This window comes from Alicyclobacillus cycloheptanicus, assembly GCF_028751525.1.
In the GTDB taxonomy this organism is placed as follows: domain Bacteria; phylum Bacillota; class Bacilli; order Alicyclobacillales; family Alicyclobacillaceae; genus Alicyclobacillus_L; species Alicyclobacillus_L cycloheptanicus.
In genome coordinates, this window is the sequence record NZ_CP067097.1 from 1286950 (window position 1) to 1309888 (window position 22939).

Annotated in this window: 19 protein-coding genes and 1 pseudogene; 7 read left to right on the forward strand and 13 right to left on the reverse strand. The window is 59.1% G+C overall.

Annotation, left to right across the window (positions count from 1 at the left end):
• Positions 1-134: 134 nt before the first annotated feature.
• From kamA to JI721_RS05890, 3 genes are all read right to left on the reverse strand, one after another.
• Positions 135-1442, reverse strand: coding sequence for a lysine 2,3-aminomutase (gene kamA, locus JI721_RS05880; RefSeq protein WP_274457131.1), 1308 nt, complete (start codon positions 1440-1442; stop codon positions 135-137).
• Entirely contained in the window at positions 1439-2494 is a 1056-nt protein-coding gene (gene kdd / locus JI721_RS05885; protein ID WP_274457132.1) for an L-erythro-3,5-diaminohexanoate dehydrogenase, read from the reverse strand. Before kdd ends, kamA begins: the two co-directional genes overlap by 4 nt.
• A gap of 74 nt (positions 2495-2568) precedes the next feature.
• Positions 2569-4176 carry a sigma-54 interaction domain-containing protein gene (locus JI721_RS05890; protein ID WP_274457133.1) on the reverse strand — a complete coding sequence of 536 codons (1608 nt, stop codon included), beginning with the start codon at positions 4174-4176 and terminating at the stop codon, positions 2569-2571.
• Positions 4177-4832: 656 nt separating this feature from the next.
• Between JI721_RS05890 and JI721_RS05895 the strand changes: the two genes are divergently transcribed.
• The gene (locus tag JI721_RS05895) at positions 4833-6197 is read left to right on the forward strand and encodes an IS1182 family transposase (RefSeq protein WP_274455994.1); all 1365 of its coding nucleotides are present in this window, start codon (positions 4833-4835) and stop codon (positions 6195-6197) included.
• Between the two features lie 364 nt (positions 6198-6561).
• Here the strand turns inward: JI721_RS05895 and JI721_RS05900 are convergent, their stop codons facing one another.
• The 3 genes from JI721_RS05900 to JI721_RS05910 are packed head-to-tail and all read right to left on the reverse strand — an operon-like array spanning position 6562 to position 8101.
• Complete coding sequence (locus JI721_RS05900; RefSeq protein ID WP_274457134.1) at positions 6562-6813, reverse strand: hypothetical protein; 252 nt, start codon at positions 6811-6813, stop codon at positions 6562-6564.
• A 15-nt stretch (positions 6814-6828) separates the two neighbouring features.
• Positions 6829-7581, reverse strand: coding sequence for a hypothetical protein (locus JI721_RS05905; RefSeq protein ID WP_274457135.1), 753 nt, complete (start codon positions 7579-7581; stop codon positions 6829-6831).
• Complete coding sequence (locus JI721_RS05910; RefSeq protein WP_274457137.1) at positions 7568-8101, reverse strand: RNA polymerase sigma factor; 534 nt, start codon at positions 8099-8101, stop codon at positions 7568-7570. Before JI721_RS05910 ends, JI721_RS05905 begins: the two co-directional genes overlap by 14 nt.
• 297 nt (positions 8102-8398) lie before the next feature.
• On the opposite strand from JI721_RS05910, the pseudogene JI721_RS05915 reads away from it, so the two are divergent.
• Positions 8399-8643 (forward strand): annotated as a pseudogene (locus JI721_RS05915) (IS110 family transposase); the annotation flags it as partial.
• Between the two features lie 30 nt (positions 8644-8673).
• Here JI721_RS05915 and JI721_RS05920 read toward each other — a convergent pair.
• The 3 genes from JI721_RS05920 to speE form a co-directional block, all read right to left on the reverse strand.
• Positions 8674-8943, reverse strand: coding sequence for a small, acid-soluble spore protein, alpha/beta type (locus JI721_RS05920; RefSeq protein WP_274457139.1), 270 nt, complete (start codon positions 8941-8943; stop codon positions 8674-8676).
• Between the two features lie 99 nt (positions 8944-9042).
• Entirely contained in the window at positions 9043-9957 is a 915-nt protein-coding gene (speB, locus tag JI721_RS05925) for an agmatinase (protein WP_407654076.1), read from the reverse strand.
• Positions 9954-10787 (reverse strand): polyamine aminopropyltransferase, encoded by an 834-nt coding sequence (speE, locus tag JI721_RS05930; RefSeq protein WP_274457140.1) that lies wholly within the window; start codon positions 10785-10787, stop codon positions 9954-9956. The genes speB and speE overlap by 4 nt, the downstream gene beginning before the upstream one ends.
• Positions 10788-10957: 170 nt before the next feature.
• On the opposite strand from speE, the gene JI721_RS05935 reads away from it, so the two are divergent.
• Positions 10958-12997 (forward strand): transglycosylase domain-containing protein, encoded by a 2040-nt coding sequence (locus JI721_RS05935; RefSeq protein ID WP_274457141.1) that lies wholly within the window; start codon positions 10958-10960, stop codon positions 12995-12997.
• A 162-nt stretch (positions 12998-13159) separates the two neighbouring features.
• Positions 13160-14350: a pyridoxal phosphate-dependent aminotransferase gene (locus JI721_RS05940; protein ID WP_274457142.1), complete on the forward strand. Its 1191-nt coding sequence runs from the start codon at positions 13160-13162 to the stop codon at positions 14348-14350.
• A gap of 747 nt (positions 14351-15097) precedes the next feature.
• On the opposite strand, the gene JI721_RS05945 is transcribed toward JI721_RS05940, so the two are convergent.
• Positions 15098-15316: a hypothetical protein gene (locus JI721_RS05945; protein WP_274457143.1), complete on the reverse strand. Its 219-nt coding sequence runs from the start codon at positions 15314-15316 to the stop codon at positions 15098-15100.
• A 209-nt stretch (positions 15317-15525) separates the two neighbouring features.
• Between JI721_RS05945 and JI721_RS05950 the strand changes: the two genes are divergently transcribed.
• A complete protein-coding gene (locus JI721_RS05950) occupies positions 15526-16104 on the forward strand; it encodes a hypothetical protein (protein WP_274457144.1) in 579 nt (192 codons plus the stop codon).
• Between the two features lie 291 nt (positions 16105-16395).
• Here JI721_RS05950 and JI721_RS05955 read toward each other — a convergent pair whose 3' ends face one another.
• A complete protein-coding gene (locus JI721_RS05955; RefSeq protein ID WP_274457145.1) occupies positions 16396-16836 on the reverse strand; it encodes a hypothetical protein in 441 nt (146 codons plus the stop codon).
• 222 nt (positions 16837-17058) lie between these two features.
• On the opposite strand from JI721_RS05955, the gene JI721_RS05960 reads away from it, so the two are divergent.
• Both JI721_RS05960 and JI721_RS05965 read left to right on the forward strand, forming a co-directional pair.
• Positions 17059-18270 (forward strand): multidrug effflux MFS transporter, encoded by a 1212-nt coding sequence (locus tag JI721_RS05960; RefSeq protein WP_274457708.1) that lies wholly within the window; start codon positions 17059-17061, stop codon positions 18268-18270.
• Positions 18271-18353: 83 nt separating this feature from the next.
• On the forward strand, positions 18354-18830 hold the full coding sequence (locus JI721_RS05965; protein ID WP_274457146.1) for a hypothetical protein: 477 nt from the start codon (positions 18354-18356) through the stop codon (positions 18828-18830).
• Between the two features lie 188 nt (positions 18831-19018).
• Here JI721_RS05965 and glpK read toward each other — a convergent pair whose 3' ends face one another.
• Positions 19019-20617 (reverse strand): glycerol kinase GlpK, encoded by a 1599-nt coding sequence (glpK, locus tag JI721_RS05970; RefSeq protein ID WP_274457147.1) that lies wholly within the window; start codon positions 20615-20617, stop codon positions 19019-19021.
• A complete protein-coding gene (locus tag JI721_RS05975; protein WP_407654097.1) occupies positions 20614-22833 on the reverse strand; it encodes a Tex family protein in 2220 nt (739 codons plus the stop codon). The genes glpK and JI721_RS05975 overlap by 4 nt, the downstream gene beginning before the upstream one ends.
• Positions 22834-22939: the final 106 nt, after the last annotated feature.

Genomic DNA, 22939 nt, shown 5'->3' on the forward strand with positions numbered 1-22939 from the left:
GCCCCATAAGGCGGGGTTCCTTCCTAATCGTCCGGCCCAAGCATCCTCCGCCAAGCGCATAAGGCGGGTTTTCTTCCTAATCGCCCGGCCCCAACCGGCCCGAAAGCCCTCACTCCCGCCCCAAAACCCCCACCTCACGCCCGATGGTGGTTTCGCTCCGCGCGCCTGAGGCCCTTTGGTTCCAGGGCGAGCTGCACGTCGTTCAGCAGCCGCGCCACGCCAATCAGCTCCTGGTCATCCTGCGCATGGTCGTGCGTGCAGGTGGGGGGACAGCCGCGATCTTCGTAAGTCGGTTCGTGATAGGTCGTGATGACACCTTCAAAATTGCGCAGAATCACCTTGCCGTGACCTTGGGAAATCAGGTACTGCGGCATGACCGGGATCTTCCCGCCGCCTCCGGGGGCGTCGACGACGAAGGTTGGAATCGCATAGCCGGACGTGTGGCCGCGCAGCTGTTCCATGATCTCGATGCCTTTCGACACCGTCGTGCGAAAGTGTTCGATGCCTTCCGACAGGTCACACTGGTAGAGATAATAGGGACGCACGCGAATTTTGACGAGCTCGTGCAGCAGCTTCTTCTGAATATGGACACAGTCGTTCACACCGCGCATCAGCACCGTCTGGTTGCCGAGCGGCACCCCGGCGTCGACCAGCTTTTCGCAGGCCGCCGCAGCTTCCGGCGTAATTTCGTCCGGGTGGTTGAAGTGCGTGTTCATCCACACCGGGTGGTACTTGCGCAGAATGCTGCAAAGATTGTCGGTGATGCGCTGCGGAAACACCACGGGTGCGCGGGTACCGATGCGAATGATTTCGACGTGCGGAATCGCACGCAAGCTGCTGATGATGTACTCCAAAATCCGGTCGTTCACCAGCAGTCCGTCGCCGCCCGACAACAGCACGTCGCGGACTTCCGGGTGATTGCGAATGTAGTCAATCGCGGTGTCCAACTGCGGCTTGGGCACGGCGTGGCCGACCTGCCCGGAGAAGCGGCGGCGCGTACAGTGGCGGCAGTACATCGAGCACTGGTTGGTGATGAGGAACAGCACGCGGTCCGGGTAGCGGTGCGTGAGGCCCGGCACGGGCGCGTCCTCGTCTTCTTCCAGGGGGTCTTCCATGTCCCAAGGCGACCGCTGCATTTCATTCGACAAAGGCACCGCCTGCATGCGAATCGGGCAGTTGGGGTCGTCGGGATCCATCATCATCGCGTAATACGGCGTGATGCGCAGCGGAATCGACGCTTTGACGTGATCCACCCCCTGAATTTCCTCGGGCGTCAAGTGGATGACCTTGCCCAGGTCTTCGAGCGTGTTGACGGTGTGGGTCAGCTGCCACTTCCAGTCATTCCACTGTTCATCCGTGACGTCTTTCCACAATTCGACTTCCCGGAAATGACGCTGCTTCTTGCCGTACCGATTCGTGATTTCGCGTTCGAGGATGCTCATTTCGATTCCTCCCCTGATGAAAACTTCCCTTCGAAAACCCGCAGCAGTTCCGGACACTGGCGCACCAGCTGCAGTGCGTGTTCAGCGTGGCCGCGGCAGTATCCGTTCCCAATCATCAACTGCACGTCTTTCCCCACGCCCTCGGCGCCCAGCGCAGCCGCCGTAAACTGGGTGGCCATGCTGAAGAAGTACACCGTCCCCCGGTCTTTCGCGCATAAAATCGAAGCCATTTCAGTGTTTTGCACATTGACGCAGTTGATCACGACGTCTGCCCGCTCTTCCCCCAGCACCTGCCCCACGGCTGCCAACACGTCTGCGGGCCGGCTCGCATCCACGTTCAGCACCGCATCCGCCCAGCCAAGGGCGCACAGCCGCTCACAAGCCGCATCTCCATAGTCCACCGCGACCACCCGCCCGCGCGTCCCTGCCGACAACCTCGCCTGCCGCAGCACGGTCAATCCCGACTTCCCGCTGGCACCGAGAATCACCACCGTGTCTCCGGCCCGCACGAGCCGGGCCGTCTGTGCCGGTGCGCCGCAGATGTCGAAAATGGCGAGCGCAACGCGATCGGGCAAATCATTCGGCATTTTGGCGTAAATGCCGCTCTCAAAGAGAATCGCCTGGCCGCGGATGTCGACCTGCGCGTTGTGCATGTCGATGCGGCGAATTTCGTCGATGTGAAGCGGCGTCAACGACAGCGACACCAACGTGGCAATCCGGTCCCCCACCTGCAGGTCGCCGCGGCGGCGGATGACATTCCCCATGTCCGCCACGCGGCCGACGAGCATGCCACCCGAGCCGGTGACTGGGTTGTGGTGCTTCCCCCGTTCGCGGACAATCCGCATCATCGTCTGCGCGACACGCGCCGAGTCCCCCGCCGCCTCCTCGCGCATCTGCGTAAACGATGCGGAATCGATGTTCAAAACCTCCACATCGATGAGGATCTCGTTGTCCCACACGGTCATCTCATTATCGATGCGCCAGGCGGCTTGCGGCATGACCCCTTCCGGTTCGCGCACCCGGTGCAGTCCAAACGCGTCACCCTTTCGCATCCATTCACCCCTTTCGGCGGTGAAACATCGTTTATTGAGTTATCATGCAAGAATGATGCCAATCGACTGAACGTTCACAATCCAAATTGTCGAATCCGGTACTGGAGGGTTTGACGAGGCAGGCCCAGCCGCGCGGCGGCACGGGAGACATTGCCCGCAGACTGCTCCAGCGCGCGGGCAATCACCATCCGTTCGAGCGCAGACTGCACATGTGGCCAGCTGGGGGCGGCCGCGTCCAGCGACTGTGGAGAAGATTGGGGGGCTAGCCGTTCCCAGAGGTGGTCCATCCCGGCGGCGACTAAGGGAGCGACCCAGGGATACGGCGCCTCTGCTTCTCCGGGGACCACCGTGTGCGGCGGCGCTGCCGATTCGCGGCGATCCACCTGACTGCGGACATCTCCCTGACTACGGGCTTCCCCCTGACTGCCGCTCGCCCCGTTCGCCTGCGCGTCCCTGCGCTCCCGGAGATGTGCGGGGAGACTGTCCCAGTCAATCTCGCCAACGGTGACGAGGTTCATCGCCGCTTCGATGGCGTTTTCCAACTCCCGCACATTCCCTGGCCAGGGATACGTCGAAAACAGGTGCGCCACCGCAGGCGTGACGCCGGAGACGCGCGTGCCGAACCGGTTGTTCCATTTGGCAATGAGGTGCTGGGTCAAGTAAGGAATGTCTGCCTGGCGTTCCCGCAGCGGCGGAATGTCCAGCCGGACGACGTTAATGCGGTAGTACAAGTCCTGGCGAATCTGCCCGGCCGTGGCGGCCGCCTCCGGAATCTGATTCATGGCCGCGATGACCCGCACACTCAACCTTCGGATGCGGGTGTCGCCCACGCGCATGATTTCCCCTTCCTGCAATGCGCGAAGCAGCTTCGCCTGCAGTTCGAGCGGCATCGACTGAATTTCATCCAGAAACAGCGTGCCGCCGTCCGCCAGTTCAAACATCCCGGGCCGGTCCTCCGCACCCGTGAAGCTGCCGCGGACCGTGCCAAACAGGATGCCTTCCAGGAGCGACCCGGGCAGTGCCGCACAGTTCACCGCCAGAAAGGGGCGATGGCTCCTGGGACTGGCGTTGTGGATCGCTTGTACCAACAGCTCCTTGCCCGTCCCGGTTTCCCCGTAAACGAGAATCGGGGACGAGGTCTCTGCAGCGCGAAGCGCACGCTGCTTTAGCGACAGCATTCGCGGGTCTTGCGTGAGGATGTCCGCAAAGGTGTACGTGGCCTTGGGCGACACGAGGTCTTCGCGGCGTCTGCCTCTGCGTTTTCGCCCGCCGTCGACCACTTGTGCCTGCAGCGCCAGCACTTGTTCCGACAGGTTTCGTACTTGTGTGAGGTCTTTCGCAATCTCCAGCGCGCCCACCGTTTGCCCCGCCACCCGGATGGGCAAAGTGGTATTGACGGTGTGCACTGTGACGCCGAGGTAGTTGGTGTAGGTTTGCGCGCGGTTCTGGATGGCCCGGCCGCTGCGCAGCACTTGCAGCAGCGTGCTGGTGTCCTGCCCGAGCGAAGGAAATACAGAAAGGACATGTTTGCCAATCACGTCCCGCGGCGCGAGGCCGTCCATTCGTGCCGCCGCGCCGTTATAGAAGATGGTGACGCCATCCACGTCGACGGCGTGGATACCCTCATCAATCGTATCGAGAATGGCCGTCAGCCACTGTTCGTTGGCTTCAGGTGCCGTCATAGAGCATCGCCTCACAGACAGGTCGGGATCGACTCGACATTTGCGCCCGACAACAGCGTCAACTTGATTGTACGATGTTAGGCGACATTTTTGTTTATGAAGTGCTGAATTTTCAGCATTCGCTCATTTTTGGGCAGCCTTCGACAGCGCGGACTGCCGAAAACTCAGCGAATTTTACAAGCCTATGCTGAAGCTGAGACTGCGCCGCTCACTCGACAACCCAGCTGTTCGGCCTACTGACTCCCGGTGGGAAAGGTGTATACACTGTGACCTTGTCATCCTCGAGGGACGGCCGCCGAGGTGCATCGTCCCCTCGTCAGCCGTCCCTTTCGCTGTAACCCCGCCGGCATTACCGATTTTCGCGAATCGACACAATCGCCCATAGGATTGAACAGATGAGGGTTGCGCCGCCGACCCAATTTAACATTTCACCGATGAAGTTGCCGTTCACTCCGTAAAAAAACGGAAGTACGTACGGGACCAATCCCGTACCGACCACGCCTGGGATACCCGAGAGATAGATGAGATAGACGACAAGGACAACGAATACGCGGAATAGCAGTCTAGGTGTGTGTCCGAGTAATTTCCGGTTTCCCAAAAGGTAATAAAAGGATCACTGTCGAAGTCTCCTGTAGCTCACCTTTGGAGGCTTCGAGATGACCAAAAAGTTTCGTCCCTACGACCCGAACCAGATCATGCTGTTGCCACCTTCTCTGGACGAATGGCTGCCTGAGGATCACCTAGTCCACTTCATCGACGACATCGTCGACAGTTTAGATATCTCAGCGATTCTGTCCGTGTACGAGCGAGAGCTCAGAGGCTTTCCACCGTACCATCCAGCCATGTTGCTCAAGGTGCTCATCTACGCGTACTCCACAGGCACCTACTCGTCGCGGAAGATCGCGAAGGCTTGTCAAGAGAATGTGGCCTATCGGATGCTGTCAGCCAACCAATTCCCTGACTTTCGCACCATCAGTGACTTTCGCAAACGTCACCTGGCGGCATTCGAAAACCTGTTCCTTCAGGTGCTGCATATCTGCTCTGAGTCCGGCATGGTCAAACTCGGACATATCGCGCTGGACGGGACCAAGATCAAAGCAAACGCCTCCAAGCATAAGGCCATGAGCTACGGGCGGATGAAGCAAGACAGCGAGAAGCTGCGCAAGGAAATCCGTGACCTTCTGCGTCAGGTGGAGCATGTGGACGAGCGCGAAGACCGACGGTACGGTTCCACCCGTGGAGACGAGTTGCCTGTTGAGCTTACTCGGCGGGAGACCCGCTTGAAGAAGATCCAGGAGGCCATGGCCACTCTTGAAAAACGTGCCAAGGAACAAGCGGAACAAGAGTCAAAGGATAACAAGGATGACCCGGATGGCAAGGGTCCTGGCGGCAAGCGGCGTGGGCGTCCACGCAAGCAACCAAAGGATCTGCCAGCAGACAAGGCACAGATGAACTTCACAGACCCAGAGTCCAGAATCATGAAGACGGCGAATGGGTTCATCCAGGGATACAATGTTCAGTCAGTCGTCGATGAAGCATACCAAATCATCGTTGCAACGAAGGTCACGAACAGCCCGGCGGATGCAGGTCATCTTCGAGACATGATGCGGATGGTCGAAGAGAACATGAGCAAGAAACCCAAGCGGCTTTCCTGTGACGCCGGATATTTCAAGCAGGATGACATCACCTGGCTGGAATCAGAAGGCATCGACCCATATATTGCAACCGGGCGACAGCCACACAACACCATGCCAATCACGGTCAGAGGTCGGATACCGAGTCACTACGGCGTCAAGGAACGAATGGCTCGAAAGCTGAAGACGAAGAAGGGACATGCCATCTACGCCAGACGAAAGGTCATCGTTGAGCCGCCGCACGGGCAAATCAAGCATTGCCGAAAGTTCGACCACTTCTCCCTTCGAGGCCTCGCCAAAGTTGAAGGCGAATGGTCGTTGGTAGCCATGTGCCACAACCTGCTGAAGTTGTTCCGTTACGGAACGCCGAAGTGGGCTACGGTGTGAACCAGACACCCAAGACTAGCTTCGACGGACCTGCTTGGTGTCAAAGAGCAATAATCGAGTGATTTCGGCCTTTATCGGTTCAAAAGATCCAATCGATACTCGGACACACACCTAGACAGTTTCAAGGTTGGCTGCCTCCATCGATATGCCTCTCAGCCTGCATACATAAGTACGCTCATTGTATCACGTTTGGAAAGACCCACCACCAAATCCTGTGTGAATGCACATCGTAGGTCCATGTAATCGTTTCACTGTTCACCTTCATTGAGGTCTTCAATTCGAACTCGTATCCTCAGGATAAAGAGATATCATCACTACAGGAACGGAAGTTTTCGCTTGTACAATGGCAAAGGAGGGCTTCGCGTTATTCCTCGCGGCGCTTCCCGCTAGGTTCTCCCACGCATATCGTGGGATGTAAGGACTGAGTAACCCATTCGTCCTCTCGAGCGATTGCTAATTGCGAGGCCCTTTTGGCTTCATCTGTATGTTCATCGATGATCTGCCCATTGGCAATTTTGATCATCACCGTATGGCCTCGGTGCCGCGCGCGAATGATCGTGTAAATCAATAAGATGAAGAAAGCAATTGGGAATACGACGGAAATCCAATTTGGCATGCTGAACCCCCCAGTTTACGATATCCTAATAGACGCCTTTTCGAGCAACATTTTTCCATACCGATTCCATGCGTTGTTAATTTGTAAATATGTTGCTCCAGGATGCTCGGTTTGATATTGTGTATAAAACTCTTGCTTCAGTTTACCGATACTTAGATCAACTTTGTAAAAGGTCGGTGCAATGTGAGTCCAGTATTCCTGGTCGGATACACCCAGCCCTTTTTCTTCAGCCTTCAGAATCTGAATGATTTGACTTGCATTTGATTGGCTTACTGTCTTCGACGGATGTTCGAGCGTCTGTTGTACTTTTAATGCAAAATTCTTTGCTTGTTGATCAGACACAATGAGACCATCCTTTTGAGCCTGCTGATACAGGACTTGGTTTCGATTAAACATCTGAATAATTTGGTTTTCGTTTATAGACTGGTGATTGAGTTCTGATACAAGCTCCTGACCAGCTTTAAACGAATCAAATTCCTGGTTGGACACTGGTGTTCCGTTGATATATTCAAAGATTCCGTTCGCGTGTGCAGCGGACCGCAAATTTTGCGTGTAACTGGACAATAAGCTGGACGCCGCCGCCAAACCGCCACCGGAAATTATCACCACCGAAATGATTATGCAGAAAATCATTTTCTTCGTTACCTTATGTGGCGTCGTTTCCTGCTTGCCGTACTTCTCCCAAACCACTTCAAACGATACGGATGAAGTTTTTGAATCAAGTACACTATGCAACGTATCGCTTAATTCGACATTAAGACTCTTCATTCAGATCGCCACCTTCGTATAATTCGTTCAAGCGGCTAGGCAAGTTTTTACGGAGTTGCTTCACGGCGTGGTTCAATCTAGACTTACAAGTTCCGATCGGGATGTTTAGCGACTCAGCCATCTCACGCAAAGACATGTCGTTGAAATAGCGCAGAACAATGATTTCCTTTGATTTCCGGGAAAGTCGGTTGACAGCCTTCAATAGCTCGGCGCGGATTTCTTCCTGAAAGAGTCGGGTTTCCACCCCTTCATTACCCGTCACCAAGTCAAAGTCTAAGGGGACCGTACGTTGTGCCGACTTCTTTTTTATCGCATCCCGAATCACATTCAGTGTAATCTTATAAATCCAAGGCTTTAAGGGGCGACCTGGGTCGTACGATTCATACGAACCGAAGACCTTCAGGAATGTGTCTTGAGTGATATCGTCAGCCAAAGCACTGGACCCAGTTAAAAACCAGGCTGTACGATACACATAGGATGAATACGACTCAAAGATCCGCCGCGCCGTTTCGTTATCCACAGTTTTCCAGCAGCCCCCTTCCCCTTGCCTCAGTACTTAATACCTTAATAATTAAAAAAGGTTCGATCCTCTCTTCATGAAATTTCTTGTAGGAATTTTTTGTATTGGATATCGCCGGGTGACGGTAGTGCCCCGTCAAGTGGTGTAAATTCACCACTTGTATCTAATTTGTAACGTGGCTAGCTTTGCCCTGTAAGCAGTCCTGTAATGAAGTAATTGGGTTTGCTAGATTAAAAAACCTCCTGGTATCGTGAGAGTTGTGGACCATCACGAAAAACGCAGGAGGGTGAAGCAACAATGGCAAGGAATGTAGACGCCAGGATTCAGCGCATCACGGAGGGTACACTCATCGTCGGTATCGACATCGCCAAGCATACGCACGTTGCAAGAAGCGTCGATTGGCGAGGCATCGAACTTGGCAAGCCCCTCACCTTCGAGAATACCAGGAATGGACTCGAAGGTCTAGAGCGGACGTCAAGAAGAGCAAGGAGCTTGATGACAACTCGCCAACGAAGAACGACGTGAAGGATGCGCCCGCCATCACCGATGCATGACCTCGTCTGTCCAATCACCTACCGAATCTTCCGGGTGGACGTTGCCGTGTTGTCTGGCGCTTGTTCAAGAAGCATCCGGGCGCGTTTGTACAAGAGTGCCCCAAAACGGCCGCAGACGGCGGTTGTGGTGTCGCCAAAACTTCCTTCCTGTACGCCGGACATGCCGAGCTCATTGGCCACTTCCACGCGCATGCGCTCCATCAGCTCCCGCAGCGCGTCGGGGTTCCTGCGGCCCGTTCGGGCAGGCATGTCCTTGCGGAATGGTTTTTGTTTTCCTTGGGCGCTCATGGACTCCCCTCCCCGCCGCAGGGAAATCACGGCCAGGCTGGCTTGTTCACGCCGCTGGCCGATTCCCCGCTCATACCGATGATGGCTTAATGATTTGGTCTATGGGTGCGTGAACCACAGCAGCGCTTCCCGAACCAGCTTCGCCGCCAAAATCTGCGTTTGCTCCGACGGGTCGATGACCGGCGCAACTTCCACCAAGTCGAAACCGACGACATTCAGGCTGCCAAGCAGCTCCATGGCCTCCAGGCCTTCTTTCGCCGTGATGCCGCCGTGCTCCGCCGTCCCTGTCCCCGGCGCGCAAGCTGGGTCGAACACGTCGATGTCCCACGTCACATACACGGGCACGTTCGCCAGACTTGGCAGCGCCTCGCGCAGCGGCCGGACGACCTCAAACGGGTAGAAGTGCGTGTGTTCGCGGGCGTATTGCCACTCCTCGCGCGTGCCGGAGCGAATGCCAAACTGATAGACGCGGTCGGGGCCAAGGCCTTCGCACACTTTGCGGATCACGGTGGCGTGCGAATAGGCTTCTCCCTCATAAGTCTCCCGCAAATCCGTGTGCGCGTCGAGGTGTATGACGCGCAGGTCTGGATAGGCCTCCCACGCTGCGCGGATGGCGCCGATGGACACCAGGTGTTCCCCACCAAGGCCCAGCGGAAACTTGTTCGCCTTGTACAAGGATGTCACGTAGTCGTAGATTTTTTGCACGCTGGCCTGCGGGTTGCCAAACGGCAGCGGAATGTCGCCCGCGTCGAAGTAGGTCAGGTCAGATAAGTCGCGATCGCTGTACGGACTGTACTCTTCAAGCCCGAGGGACACTTCGCGGATGCGGGCGGGGCCAAGGCGGGTGCCCGACCGAAACGAGACGGTCCAGTCCATCGGCATGCCGTACAACACAGCACGGGCCGCCGCGAAATCCTGCGACGCCCCGATGAAGACGTTGCCGCTGTAGGCCGGATCGAACATAGGCTGGCTGGGTTGGCGGCCGCTTGGTTGGCCGTTCGCGAGCTCCGTCATTTGCGCAGCAACTCCTGCAGAAACTTCGGCAGCACGAACGACGCGTGATGAATTTCCGGCGTGTAGTATTTGGTGTCGGCGACACGGCACGTGTTGACCGCGAGGGGGTCATGCTTCTTGCTGCCGAGCGTAAAGCTCCACATTCCCGTCGGATACGTCGGGACGGTCCCCCAGTACAGCTTCGCAATCGGGAAGGTGTCCTGCACGTCGCGGTACACGCGCGCAATGAGGTCCTGGTTAATAAACGGAGACTCGGTCTGCGCCGCAAATACGCCGTCTTCCTTCAGCGCGTTGAAGACAGCCTGGTAAAACTCCTTGGCGAACAGCCCCACCGCGGGACCGATGGGATCGGTCGAGTCCACCAAAATGACGTCGTACTCGTTGGGGTGATTCTGGACGTGCAAAATGCCGTCTGCCACGTGCACTTCCACGCGCGGGTCGGACAGTCCGCTCGCGATGTGCGGGAAATACTGCTTGGAGATCTCAATGACGCGGCCATCGATTTCCGCCAGGACAGCCTTTTCGACAGAGGGATGCTTGATGGCCTCGCGGATGATGCCGCCGTCTCCCCCGCCGACCACGAGCACCTTCTTCGGGTTCGGGTGCGTGTGCATCGGCACATGGGCCAGCATTTCGTGATACACGAACTCATCCTTGTCGGTGGTCATGATGCAGCCGTCGAGCACCAGCATGTTGCCGTACTGAACGGTCTCCACGACGTCCATGGTCTGGTACTCTGTCTGCTCACTATGTAAGATCTTTTTAATGCGCAGGCCAATCGTCAAATCCTCATTCTGCAATTCCGTGAACCACAAATGGGTGTTCGCCACGGAACGGACACCTCCCTCTGTTTTCGGAAAACCTCGGACACTCTATTATAGAGTTTTGCCAGACCGTTAAGCAAAAATGTGGCCAATTCCCTGCATAAGCCATGCCGGCCCCCGGGCATACTACCCGCGACGTTTGCCACCTGACTGGCAGCCTTGGAGTGAATCTATCGATGCCTTATGAGCAGCCACAACTAGAAGAAACCGCCTCGCAGTCGTTCGGACCGGGCGACTGGTGGAGAAAGACCCCGATTTGGATCAAGGCCGTCGCGGCCCCTTTGTGCCTCGGGTTTGCAGGGATGTCCCTGCTGCTGTTCGCGCTGCGAACAGCGCCCCTGCCCGAGCAGGATTTGTCCACCCCGACAGAAATCGAGTCGGCGGACGGACAGTCGCTTGCGGTATGGTCGCTGCACGCGTCCCGCGGTCAACAGACGTTGCTCGCTGACATTCCAAAGTCTTTGCAAGAGGCGACGATTGCAGTCGAAGACGCAAAGTTCTATCAGCACCACGCCTTCGACCTGCCCGCCATTGGCAGGGCGTTCCTCACCGACGTAGCGCATGGGAAGATTGTCGAAGGCGGATCGACCATCACCCAGCAGTTGGCGAAGAACCTGTTTTTGAACCAGGACCGAACGCTCTCCCGCAAGCTGAAGGAAGCGTTGTACGCCATGCAGCTGGAGCTGCATGAGTCCAAGCAGAGCATTCTCGAGCAGTACCTGAATGTGGTCTACTACGGACACGGCGCTTACGGCATCGGGGCTGCCGCTGACTTGTACTTTCACAAACCCGTCAGTCAGTTGAACCTCGCCGAGTCGGCCATGCTGGCAGGCCTGCCGAACGGCCCGGGCATTTACTCTCCGTTGACCAACTTTCGGGCGGCCAAGGCCCGGCAGCGCGTGGTCCTGCAGCGAATGGTGGCCTGCGGGTTCATCACGCAGCAGCAGGCCGACGAAGCCTACCACACGCCGCTGCACTTGTCTGGGCTCCGGTCCCCGTCCATCCGGGCGCCGTACTTTACCTCCACCGCGATTTCGGAGGTTGAACACCGCTACCACTTGACCAGCGAAGACCTCTATCAAGGCGATATGACCGTGGTGAGCACCCTCGATTCCGTGCTCCAGGAGGCGGCAGAGCGGGCCGTCGCCAGCACCTTGCCGAAAGACAGCAAACTGCAGGCCGCGTTGGTCGCGCTCGATCCCGACACTGGCGCGGTCAAAGCGATTGTCGGCGGACGGGACTTTACCACCAGCTCGTACAATCGGGCGTTTGCGGAACGACAGCCAGGATCGACCTTTAAAGCGATTTTGTATACCACCGCACTCGAACATGGCTGGCAGCCTTCGCGCGAAGTGCAGAGCGAAATGACGACGTTCCTGTACGACAAGGACAAGGAATACACCGTGCACGACTACGGCGACTTTTATGCCCACCGGGCATTGACGCTGCGAGAAGCCCTCGCGCGGTCAGACAACGTGTACGCGGTGACCACGAACCTGGAGATTGGGCCGGAAGAGGTGGAGAAAACGGCGCACGCGATGGGCATTTCGTCGCCGCTGCAGCCGTATCCGTCGCTCGCGCTCGGTGTGTTCGAGACCAGCCCGCTGCAAATGGCGACGGTCTACGCCACGCTCGCCAACGGCGGGTATCGAGTGGAGCCCTACACCGTGAGCGAGATCCGCGACGCACATCAAAACCAGGTCCGTCAGGCAAACCCCAGCCGGACCCGCGTGGTCACGCCGCAAGCCGCGTTCCAAATGAGCGACTTGCTGCAGAGCGTCCTGCAGCCGAACGGGACGGCCTACTTCGTGCGCCATTACCTGCGCGGCCCGGCGGCCGTGAAGACGGGTACGACGGACGCCGACGCCTGGACGGTGGGGTACACCCCACGCATCGTCTGCGCCGTGTGGGTCGGTTATGACGATGGCCGGCCGCTCACCGTTGCGGAGTCTCACCTCGCCGCGCCGATTTGGGCCAAGTTCATGGGCATGGCGCAGCAGCACCTGCCCTCGCCGTGGTACACACCACCCGCCGGGCTCGTGAAGGTGACGATTGACCCGGCGACTGCGGAAGTGGCGACGCCAGCCTGCCGCATCACCGAGACCGATTACTTCTTGCCCGGCACAGAACCGACCAAGCCCTGCCACTTGCACGCTGTGCCGGAAGATACTCCGCCCGTACAGAAGTGGCCGCAATGGCTCCGCAGGTGGTTGTGACGGAATGACGTTTTGACGTGTTGCGGACACCCTGTCGTGATGCGGGGCCATGTTGACGCAGGATTGACTTGATTTTGGCGCAGGATTGGCGTGATTTCGCCGCAATGTTGGCGAAATTCATGGTAAAATTGGGCTACTCGAATCTCGGAAGGGGCGTAATGAATGGAACAACGTTTGTCGAGCCGCGTACGGAAGATTGCGCCGTCCGCGACTTTAACCATGGACGCCAAGACCAAGGCACTCATCGCCGAAGGGCAGCCTGTCATCAACATGACCGCGGGCGAACCTGATTTCGACACACCGACGCCGATTGCCTATGCAGGCGTCAAGGCCATCACGCAGGGATTCACGCGGTACACGCCAGCCGCAGGGTCGCTCGACCTGCGCCGCGCCATCGCCGGCAAACTGATGAAGGAAAACCATTTGTCCTACGCACCAGAACAGATTGTACTCTCGTCGGGCGCAAAGCACTCGTTGTTCAACATCTTCGCAACCATTTGCGATCCCGGCGACGAAGTCATCCTCCCGGCCCCTTACTGGGTCTCCTATCCGGAGCAGATTCGGCTGGCTGGCGCGGAACCGGTTATCGTCGCCTGCGATGAATCCACCGGGTTTAAGATGACGCCCCAGCAACTAGAAGCCGCGATCACGCCGAAAACCAAAGCCCTCCTCCTGAACTCCCCCAGCAACCCGACGGGTGCGGTGTACTCGGAGGCGGAGCTGCGAGGGCTTGGCGAAGTGCTGCAGCGTCACGACATCTACGTGGTGACCGACGAAATTTACGAGAAGCTGGTCTACGGTGCCGAGCACCACAGCCTGCCTGCGCTTTGCCCGGAACTGATGGACCGCACACTGGTCGTCAACGGCTTCTCCAAGGCGTTCGCCATGACGGGGTGGCGCCTTGGCTACGTGGCAGCCCCGCTCGACCTGGCGAAAGCCATGACCAGCTTGCAAAGTCACAGTACTGGCAGCCCCTCCACGATTTCGCAGAAAGCCGCTTTGGTCGCATTCGACGCCTTTGACATCGCCATGGTGCAGGAGTTTGAACGCCGCCGCAACCGCCTGGTCGAAGGCCTGCAGTCCTTACCGGGTGTTTCCATCCTCGCGCCGGAAGGTGCGTTCTACGTATTCCCGAATGTGTCCGGATTGTTCGGCACCACGTACCGCGGCAAGCCCATTCAGAACGCGGACGACTTCAGTCAGACCTTGCTCGAAGCGGAGCTGATTTCCAGCGTGCCAGGAGACGCCTTCGGCTCACCCGGGTACATTCGCCTGTCGTACGCAGTGTCGTACGAGCAAGTGGAAGAAGCCGTCGTGCGGCTGGAACGGTTCGTCAAGGCGCTGCAGCGGTAGGGGAGAGACGGCGGTGTCGGGGGCCGGGAGAGCTGCGAGTCGCGGGAGCCTGCCGGGCTGGGCGAGCCGTGCGTGGCAGGTGAGCCTGGCGGGCTGCGAGTCGCGGGAGCCTGCCGGGCTGGGCGAGCCACGGCGGACCCGTTAAGGCGGGTTTCATGCCTTATCCAGGACCTGCAGGGCCGCCGGGATCGACCATAAGGAACCTTACGTGCCCTAGCACGCGGCTGCACCCGCCACGGCGGACCCGTTAAGGCGGGTTTCATGCCTTATCCAAGACCTGCAGGGCCACCGGGATCGACCATAAGGAACCTTACGTGCCCTAGCGCGCGGCTGCACCCGCCACGGCGGGCGCGTTAAGGCGGGTTTCATGCCTTATCCGGGACCTGCAGGGCCGCCGGGATCGACCATAAGGAACCTTACGTGCCCTAGTGCGCGGCTGCACCCCCCTTGACCCGCCGATCCCGACGCGTTAAGGCGGGTTTCATGCCTTATCCGGAACCTGCCGGGCCGCCGGGATCGACCATAAGGAACCTTACGTGCCCTAGCACGCGGCTGCACCCGCCACGGCGGACCCGTTAAGGCGGGTTTCATGCCTTATCCAGGACCTGCAGGGCCACCGGGATCGACCATAGGGAACCTTACGTGCCCTAGTGCGCGGCTGCACCCGCCACGGCGGACGGGTTAAGGCGGATTTCATGCCTTATCCAGGACCTGCAGGGCCACCCGTCGGTGCGAAGCCCCCTGCCCCTAAGGGTGCTCTTCTCCCTCCGGATCGATCCATGCGCCGTCATTTTCAATGTGGATGTAGCCGTTCTCGTCGAGGGCATGCATGACCTCGAAGATGCTGTCCCGCTGTTCATCCGGCAAGCTGCGCACGAATTCGTTAATCTCCTGCGTCGGTTTCAGTTGCGTAAAATGTACGCCCCCGTACTTGCTGTGGAGGGAACGTTCGAATTGTTCACCCATGCCTGCAGCTCCCTTCAGAGTCTGTAATAGTGCCTTCCGCCCCGCGTGTCCCCGCGCGAACCGCCGCGAGCCATGCGGCGCAAGGACCGTCGCGATCGCTAGTCTGCCTTGGCAATGGGACGTTTATCCCCGCATCCACCCTCACCATTTCCGCAACATCCCAATAGAATATCGTGATGAGAGAACACCGCTGGACGGGAGGTGGAAGCATGCGCACACGCAAGCCCCGTGCTGAGTCGCCACAACACTTGCGCCAGCTTCGCAGGCAACTGAAGGAGTTGGACGCTTCCCCGCGCCCCAACCAGCAGCTGCGGGCCGAGCTGTTGCGAGACATTCGGCTTGCCAAGGGAAACCTGCGGCAGCCTGCCAAGTCTGCCAGGCGGCCTGCTCGACGAAAGCCCGTTGCGCGCCCACGTCCAAAAAGCAGGCCCGCCACCGTGACGCCGGCGAAAAAGAATCACCTCGGCGACTTGTTGACGCCGAAAAACATCCAGGAATCCATTAAATCGGTCGGCAGCCTTCGAAACACGGTGAAAAACTGGATGAAGTACTTGCAACAGGCCGATCAAATCCTAGATACCTTGTTCGTCACGTCCAATTCCTTACGGGAAAGTGGCGTGCTGGACAAGTTGGTCAAGAACAAGGGAAAAAACCTGACGACGGAGGACTTCACGAACGTCCTCATGGCGCTGATGAATTCTCCACTGGGCAGCCAGGTGTTGGGCGGCCGCTCCGAGGGAGGCGAAACGTCGTCCCAGGACGCTGCCGCCAACACGCCCAAAGAGTAAGGTGCGCCGCAGCCCGCCAAGCTCGAGCGCCCGGCGCCAACGGTCACCTGCGGGCCACCCGTGGCTTGGGCCACCCCGCGGCTTGGGCCATCCGCCCCATCCGCCCGTTCCTGCCGCCACCCCGCGGCTTGGGCCATCCGCCCCCATCCGCCCCATCCCCTCCCCTACAAACGCAAAGCGGCGAACCTCACGTTCGCCGCTCCTCGCCATGCCGCGGTGCACGGCTGGCGCGTGCACCAGGCTGGCTGCATCACCGAGATCGACACCATGCTGCTTCCTTCGTGGTTTCTCTTACTTTGTCGATTTGGGGACGAATTTCTTGATTTCTTTGACGGTCTTTTCGTCGACATTCTGCCCGTACTTTTGGACCAATTCGTCAACGTTCGCATTGGGGCCGTTCTTGGTGGCGTCCTTATAGGCGTTCACGAACTGCTTGATGCGTTGTTCAGGTACCGGGAGGCCTAGTTTATTGGCGAAGTTTTTGGCGAGATTCTCGACCTCGTTCGGATCTTGCCATTGGTCAGGCTTCACCTTTTTGACGTCGTCCAGTATCTCAAAAATCGCTTTCCGCTTCCCGCTCAAGTTGGATTTCAAGGTTTCGAACGCGGATTGACGCCCAGGTGCCGCAGCCGCGGATGGACCGGCGGCTGGCTGCCGGTTGCCTGACGGCGACGCTTGTTTCGAATTGGCTGTCAGTTGTCGGCGAACGCGTTTGACAGGTTTCTTCGGCACGGCTTACCCTCCTCTGTCCATGTCACTCCTTGCAAGGAGTCTCTCCATACACTATGGCAGAGGTGCGCGAAGTGTCCCCGCCATTGCGGAATTTCCGGTCGATCCCGGTAGGCCTCCGCAAACTGGGTTGCTATAATGATGTCTGGCGTACCGTGGAACGAAACCGAAGTTCAGGACACAAAACCATCGTCGGAGGGATTTGCCGTGGCGAACACAGAACCAATGCACACCGGAAGACTGGGCAAAGCCGTCCTGCTCGGCTCCCTGACGGCATTCGGTCCACTGTCGATTGATATGTATCTGCCGTCGCTCCCTTCTCTAACCAAGGACCTGCATACCACCGCATCCATGGCGCAGCTGTCATTGACCTGCTGCTTGCTGGGCCTGGCGCTCGGACAGCTGTTGGCCGGGCCGCTCAGCGACGCCAGAGGGCGGCGGACACCCCTCTTGGCCGGCGTCGGCGTGTACGCCATCGCGTCGCTGCTGTGCGCGTTTACGCCCTCCATCTGGCCGCTCGTGGTTTTGCGGTTCATCCAGGGCCTGGCGGGCGCTTTCGGCATCGTGATCGCCCGGGCCGTCGCACGCGACCTGTATTCGGGCAGTGAGCTAACCCGCTTTTATTCGCTGTTGATGCTGGTCAACGGGGTGGCACCCATCCTGGCGCCTGTGGTCGGCGGACAGCTGCTGCGATTCACCTCCTGGCACGGCGTGTTCGTTGTGCTCACCATTCTGGGCGCCCTCATGCTGACGGCAAGTGCGCTGTACCTGAAAGAAAGCCTGCCGGCTGAGCGGCGTGTCCAGGGCGGGATTCCGAAAACACTCCGGAACTTTCGCGGACTTCTGAGCGACCGCAGATTCGTCGGCTTCGCGGGGTCTCAAGGCCTCGTTTTCGCGGCCATGTTTTCGTATATTTCCGGCTCGCCGTTCGTGATCCAAAACATTTTCGGACTCTCTGCACAAGCATTCAGCGTCATCTTTGCCGTCAACGGCGTCGGCATCATCATCGCGAGCCAACTCGCCGGGCGGCTATCCGGACGCGTCGGAGAGTTGCGTATCTTGATGACTGGACTGCTCATTGCCTGTGTGTTCGGCCTGGCGCTGCTGGTGGTGGTGCTGACGGGTCCGAACCTGACGGCCGTGGTCATCTGCTTGTTCTTCGTCGTCGCGAGTGTGGGCCTCGTCTCCACAACCGCCACCTCGCTCGCGATGCAATCGCAAGGTCAGGCAGCCGGCAGTGCTTCGGGGCTGCTGGGCGTTGCCCAGATGTTCGCCGGCGGTGTCGCCGCACCCCTCGTCGGGTTGGGCGGCAGTTATGACGCGGTGCCGATGGGCATCGTGATCGCGGTGTGCGAAGCGGGGGCGATTCTGTCATACGGCCTCGCCGCGCGCACCCACAACCGCACGCCCTATGATGAACAGCCCCTGTCGATGTAAGCCAATGCGGGACAGCGGGGCCACCAAATGAAAGGTGGCCCCTTCTACCAAAGAGGGGCAAATAGCCATTGGAGGATGATGCAATGATGACAAGGGTGTTCCCCATCCTGCTGGGTACGTCCGTTTTGATGAACGTAATCCTTGCATTTGGTATTGTAGCGCTATGGCATCATCGAACATCACCAGGGGCAATCGTCTATCAAAGTATTCAAGTCCACAATGGGATGGACGACCTACAGGCATTTCGGCAAAATCACCGGGAGTCGGCTTTACACGACGCTGCTGTCAAGTTTCTTACGGTATCCGGTGAATACCAGCAGTACGCTGCTGCAACCAACGATCTTTCATTCGAGGAATTATCCATCATATTCAGTACACTCGGGATGGATAGTATTGAGAATGACGTTTCAAATGCAGATATGGAACGGCTGCAGTCATTCTTGAAGTATCTACCTGATAATAGCAGCAAAATGGATGAAATGAAGAATAACAATAAGCTATTTTTGTCTAGTATACAAAACTATCTAAATGAACTGAATAAAAATAAGCTGATCCTTTAGGTTGTCCGGTGAGCTTGTTGGTTTATGGGATTGTGTAGAGTGTTACCGTGCTTGCTGGCTCGAGTCGTCGAGCAGGTGCTCAACACTCAACAGGTCACTTCCGCCCAGCGGCCTGTTCGACGAGCGCCTTTGCGCACCTGTCATCGCGGCTTTGCTTGTCGGCACCAGTCTGTAGATTCGCGAGGCCGTCACCGAAACGCTTGTGCGGCCGCCACAGCCTTGCACCATCCGGCGTACGCTGCCCGCCGCGCTGCGTCATCCCACCGACTCGTGAACTGCCGCTCGAGCGACCAGTTCTGCTGGATGTCCGCGCGCCCCTGCCAAAATCCCACCGCAAGCCCTGCCAGGTACGCCGCGCCCAGCGCTGTCGTCTCCAGCACCCGCGGCCGTTCGACTGGCACGCCCAGCAGGTCGCTCTGAAACTGCATCAGGAAGTCGTTGGCCGTCGCCCCTCCGTCCACACGCAGGGTTTTGAGCGTCAGCCCGGCCTCCTCTTCCATGACGCCGAGGACGTCCTTCACCTGGTACGCCAGAGACTCCAGGGTCGCGCGAATCAAGTGCTCCTTCGTGGTGCCGCGGGTCAGGCCGAAAATGGCGCCGCGGACATCGGGATCCCAATAGGGCGTCCCCAGCCCCACAAAGGCCGGCACCACGTACACGCCTTCCGTAGAAGCCACGCGGTTGGCGTACGTCTCCGTTTCGACCGCCGACTGAATCATGCGCAGTCCGTCGCGAAGCCACTGCACCGCCGCGCCGGCCACAAAAATACTGCCTTCCAAGGCGTATTCAACCTGCCCGCCCATCCCCCAGGCGATGGTCGTGAGCAGCCCCTGCGAAGATACGACCGCCTGCGTACCCGTATTCATCAACATGAAGCAGCCGGTGCCGTAGGTGTTCTTGGCCATGCCCGGCTCAAAGCAAGCCTGCCCGAACAGCGCCGCCTGCTGGTCCCCGGCGATGCCGGCAATGGGGATGGCGTGGTTGAAAAACAAGTCTTTGTCGGTCACGCCGTACACCTCCGACGACGGCCGTACCTGCGGCAGCATGCAGGCCGGGATGTCCAACATCTGCAGCAGTTCCTCATCCCACGTGAGGTCGTGAATGTTGTACAACAGCGTACGCGAGGCATTGGTGTAGTCCGTGACGTGCACGCGGCCGCCGGTGAGTTTCCAGACAATCCACGAGTCCACCGTCCCAAACAGCAGTTCCCCGCGCTCCGCCTGCTGGCGCGCGCCAGGGATGTTGTCGAGAATCCACTTCACCTTGGTCCCCGAGAAGTAGGCGTCGATGAGCAGCCCCGTTTTGCGCCGAACCATCTCGTCGTACCCTGCGGCCTTCAGCGCCTCACAGAGGTCGGCCGTCTGTCGCGACTGCCAGACGATGGCGTTGTAAACCGGCGCGCCGGTCGCCTTGTCCCACACCACCGTGGTTTCGCGTTGATTGGCGATCCCGATGGCACAAATCTCCTTGGGGTTGATGCGGTGGGCGGCCAACAGCTCGGCAATCACGGACTGGACGCTGCCCCAGATTTCCATCGCGTTGTGCTCCACCCAGCCGCGCGCCGGGTACAGCTGCGTGATTTCCCGCTGCGCCATCGCCTGCATGCGGCCCGCGCGGTCGAACAAAATCGCCCGCGTGCTGGTCGTGCCCTGGTCGACGACCAAGATGAACCGGCCCTGACTGCCGGCCGCCTGACCTCCAACGGACTGACTGCCCACGGCCTGGCCGCCCGCCGCCTCACCACTCGCCGTCCCACGGCCCGTCCCCTTTGCCAACGGCTGCTTCATACTGGTCCCCCCCGCTTCATCGACAATCCCAGCCGCCCCCGCACGAGGTCAATCTGGATGACCCGCACCTGGACCACGTCCCCCACACTGACCACGTCCATGGGATGTCGAACATATGAATCACTTAGTTCGGAGATATGCACGAGTCCGTCATTTTTGACGCCCACGTCGACAAACGCGCCAAAATCCACCACATTCCGAACGGTGCCCGCCAGTTCCATGCCGACGGCGATGTCTTCCAGCTTCATCACGTCCGTTCGCAGCACGGGCGGTGCAACATCTTCCCGCGGATCGCGCCCGGGACGCTCGAGGGCCTCCAGGATGTCGCGCAGGGTGGGCGCACCAACGCCGAGATCGGCTGCCAATTCGTGCAGCGGTTGTGCCTGCAAGGCAGCGAGCCACGCGGAGCGCTCAGGCGGGTTGCGCAGCACCGCCGCGTCGCGTCCGGTGCGGGCCAGGAGCTGTTCGACGACCGGATAGGACTCCGGGTGAATAGGCGTCGCATCGAGGACGTTGTCGCCGTCCGGAATGCGCAAAAAGCCCACGCACTGCTCGAGCGTCTTCGGGCCCATGCGGGGCACCTGCGCCAGGGCCGCGCGGCTGCGAAAGCGCCCATTTTGTTCGCGGAACGCCACGATGTTTTTCGCTGTCGATCTGGTGAGGCCCGAGACGTACGCCAGCAAGCTCGGAGACGCGGTGTTGACGTCGACACCGACCTGGTTGACGGCGCTTTCGACGACTGCACGAAGCTGCGCCGCCAGCTCCTTTTGCGAGACGTCGTGCTGGTACTGGCCCACCCCGACGGACTGTGGATCGATTTTCACGAGCTCTGCCAGCGGGTCCTGCACCCGCCTGGCGATGGAGATGGCGCTTCGTTCCGACACATCAAGGTCGGGGAACTCCTCGCCCGCGAGCGGCGAAGCGGAGTAGACGCTGGCGCCGGCTTCCGAGACGATGAGATAGGGCACGACGCGGTCGGACGACTCGTGAAACGCCCGCACGCAGTCGGCGATGAACGCCTCGGTTTCACGCGAAGCGGTGCCGTTCCCGATGGCAATGACGTCGAGTTCATGCCGCGCAAGCAGCTGCAGCACCGTCTCCGTGGCTTCCTGCACCTTGTTCTGCGGGGGGGTGGGGTAAATCACAGCCACCTCCAACAGCTTCCCGGTGTCGTCGACGGCGGCCAGCTTGCAGCCCGTGCGATAGGCGGGATCGACCCCCAGCACCCGCTTTTTGCGAAGCGGCGGCTGCAGCAGCAGACTGCGCAGGTTCTGGCCGAAAATCTGAATCGCGTGCGCCTCGGCCCGCTCGGTCAGGTCGGCACGAATCTCCCGCTCCACGGCGGGCGCAATGAGGCGCTTGTAGGCATCCGCGACCGCGTCAGCCCGGTACCGCGCGGCGCATGGTGCGTCCGGCACGGGGTACATCCCAATGTGGTGGTTGGTCAGCACCGACAGAATTTCTTCCTGCGGCGCAACAATCGAGACCTTGAGCACCGCCTCGCGCTCCCCGCGGTTCATCGCCAGGATCCGGTGCGGCGGGACTTTGCGAAGCGGCTCCGTGTAGTCGTAGTACTGCTGGTACACGGTGACCGCGTCCGGGTCAACGGCAGCACTGCGAAGACTGGCCTTGCGCAGCGTCAAGCTCCGGACCAGCTGGCGGGTCTTGGCATCATCCGAGATTTGCTCCGCGAGGATATCCAGGGCGCCCTGCAAGGCGTCCTCAACGGTCGGGACCTCCTGGTCAGGTGAAACATACGCGGCGGCTTGTGCCTCAATCGCGGACTGCGGTGTATTGGGTGCCGCCTGCAGCAGCCACGCCGCAAGCGGCTCGAGCCCCCGCGCCTTGGCAACGGAGGCGCGCGTCTTGCGCTTCGGCCGGTACGGGCGATAGATGTCCTCCACTTCCGTCAGGGTGCTGGCAGATGCAATGTTGTTCAACAAGTTGCTGGCAAGTTCCTCATCCGCAAGCACGCCTTGCTCTTCCAACAGGCGCAAAACATCTGTCTTGCGCGCATACAACGTCTTTTCGAATTCATACCGCTGTGCGATGTCACGCAGTTGGTTTTCATCCAGCTCGCCCGTCATTTCCTTGCGATAACGCGCGATAAACGGAATCGTGTTTCCTTCTTCAAGCAGACGAATCGCAGCGCTGGCCTGCTGCACGCGAATGCCTGCGTGACGGCTGATGAGAAGGCTGTAATCTGGAGATTGCAGGGAATGCAATACAACAACTTCCTTTCCAATCGGGCGATGGCACCCTGTTCCATGTTCGGTCAGTCATATTCAGCCAGTTCAATGTGGTACACTCCATGTTGATTGT

What these genes read in the sequence shown, in the direction of transcription:
- JI721_RS05940 (WP_274457142.1), top strand. Translation starts at nt 13,160, where the DNA reads ATGGAACAACGTTTGTCGAGCCGCGTACGGAAGATTGCGCCGTCCGCG.
- kdd (WP_274457132.1), bottom strand. Translation starts at nt 2,494, where the DNA reads ATGCGAAAGGGTGACGCGTTTGGACTGCACCGGGTGCGCGAACCGGAA.
- JI721_RS05945 (WP_274457143.1), bottom strand. Translation starts at nt 15,316, where the DNA reads ATGGGTGAACAATTCGAACGTTCCCTCCACAGCAAGTACGGGGGCGTA.
- kamA (WP_274457131.1), bottom strand. Translation starts at nt 1,442, where the DNA reads ATGAGCATCCTCGAACGCGAAATCACGAATCGGTACGGCAAGAAGCAG.
- JI721_RS05895 (WP_274455994.1), top strand. Translation starts at nt 4,833, where the DNA reads ATGACCAAAAAGTTTCGTCCCTACGACCCGAACCAGATCATGCTGTTG.
- speB (WP_407654076.1), bottom strand. Translation starts at nt 9,957, where the DNA reads ATGACGGAGCTCGCGAACGGCCAACCAAGCGGCCGCCAACCCAGCCAG.
- JI721_RS05935 (WP_274457141.1), top strand. Translation starts at nt 10,958, where the DNA reads ATGCCTTATGAGCAGCCACAACTAGAAGAAACCGCCTCGCAGTCGTTC.
- JI721_RS05960 (WP_274457708.1), top strand. Translation starts at nt 17,059, where the DNA reads ATGCACACCGGAAGACTGGGCAAAGCCGTCCTGCTCGGCTCCCTGACG.
- JI721_RS05950 (WP_274457144.1), top strand. Translation starts at nt 15,526, where the DNA reads ATGCGCACACGCAAGCCCCGTGCTGAGTCGCCACAACACTTGCGCCAG.
- JI721_RS05965 (WP_274457146.1), top strand. Translation starts at nt 18,354, where the DNA reads ATGATGACAAGGGTGTTCCCCATCCTGCTGGGTACGTCCGTTTTGATG.
- JI721_RS05900 (WP_274457134.1), bottom strand. Translation starts at nt 6,813, where the DNA reads ATGCCAAATTGGATTTCCGTCGTATTCCCAATTGCTTTCTTCATCTTA.
- JI721_RS05890 (WP_274457133.1), bottom strand. Translation starts at nt 4,176, where the DNA reads ATGACGGCACCTGAAGCCAACGAACAGTGGCTGACGGCCATTCTCGAT.
- JI721_RS05905 (WP_274457135.1), bottom strand. Translation starts at nt 7,581, where the DNA reads ATGAAGAGTCTTAATGTCGAATTAAGCGATACGTTGCATAGTGTACTT.
- glpK (WP_274457147.1), bottom strand. Translation starts at nt 20,617, where the DNA reads ATGAAGCAGCCGTTGGCAAAGGGGACGGGCCGTGGGACGGCGAGTGGT.
- JI721_RS05920 (WP_274457139.1), bottom strand. Translation starts at nt 8,943, where the DNA reads ATGAGCGCCCAAGGAAAACAAAAACCATTCCGCAAGGACATGCCTGCC.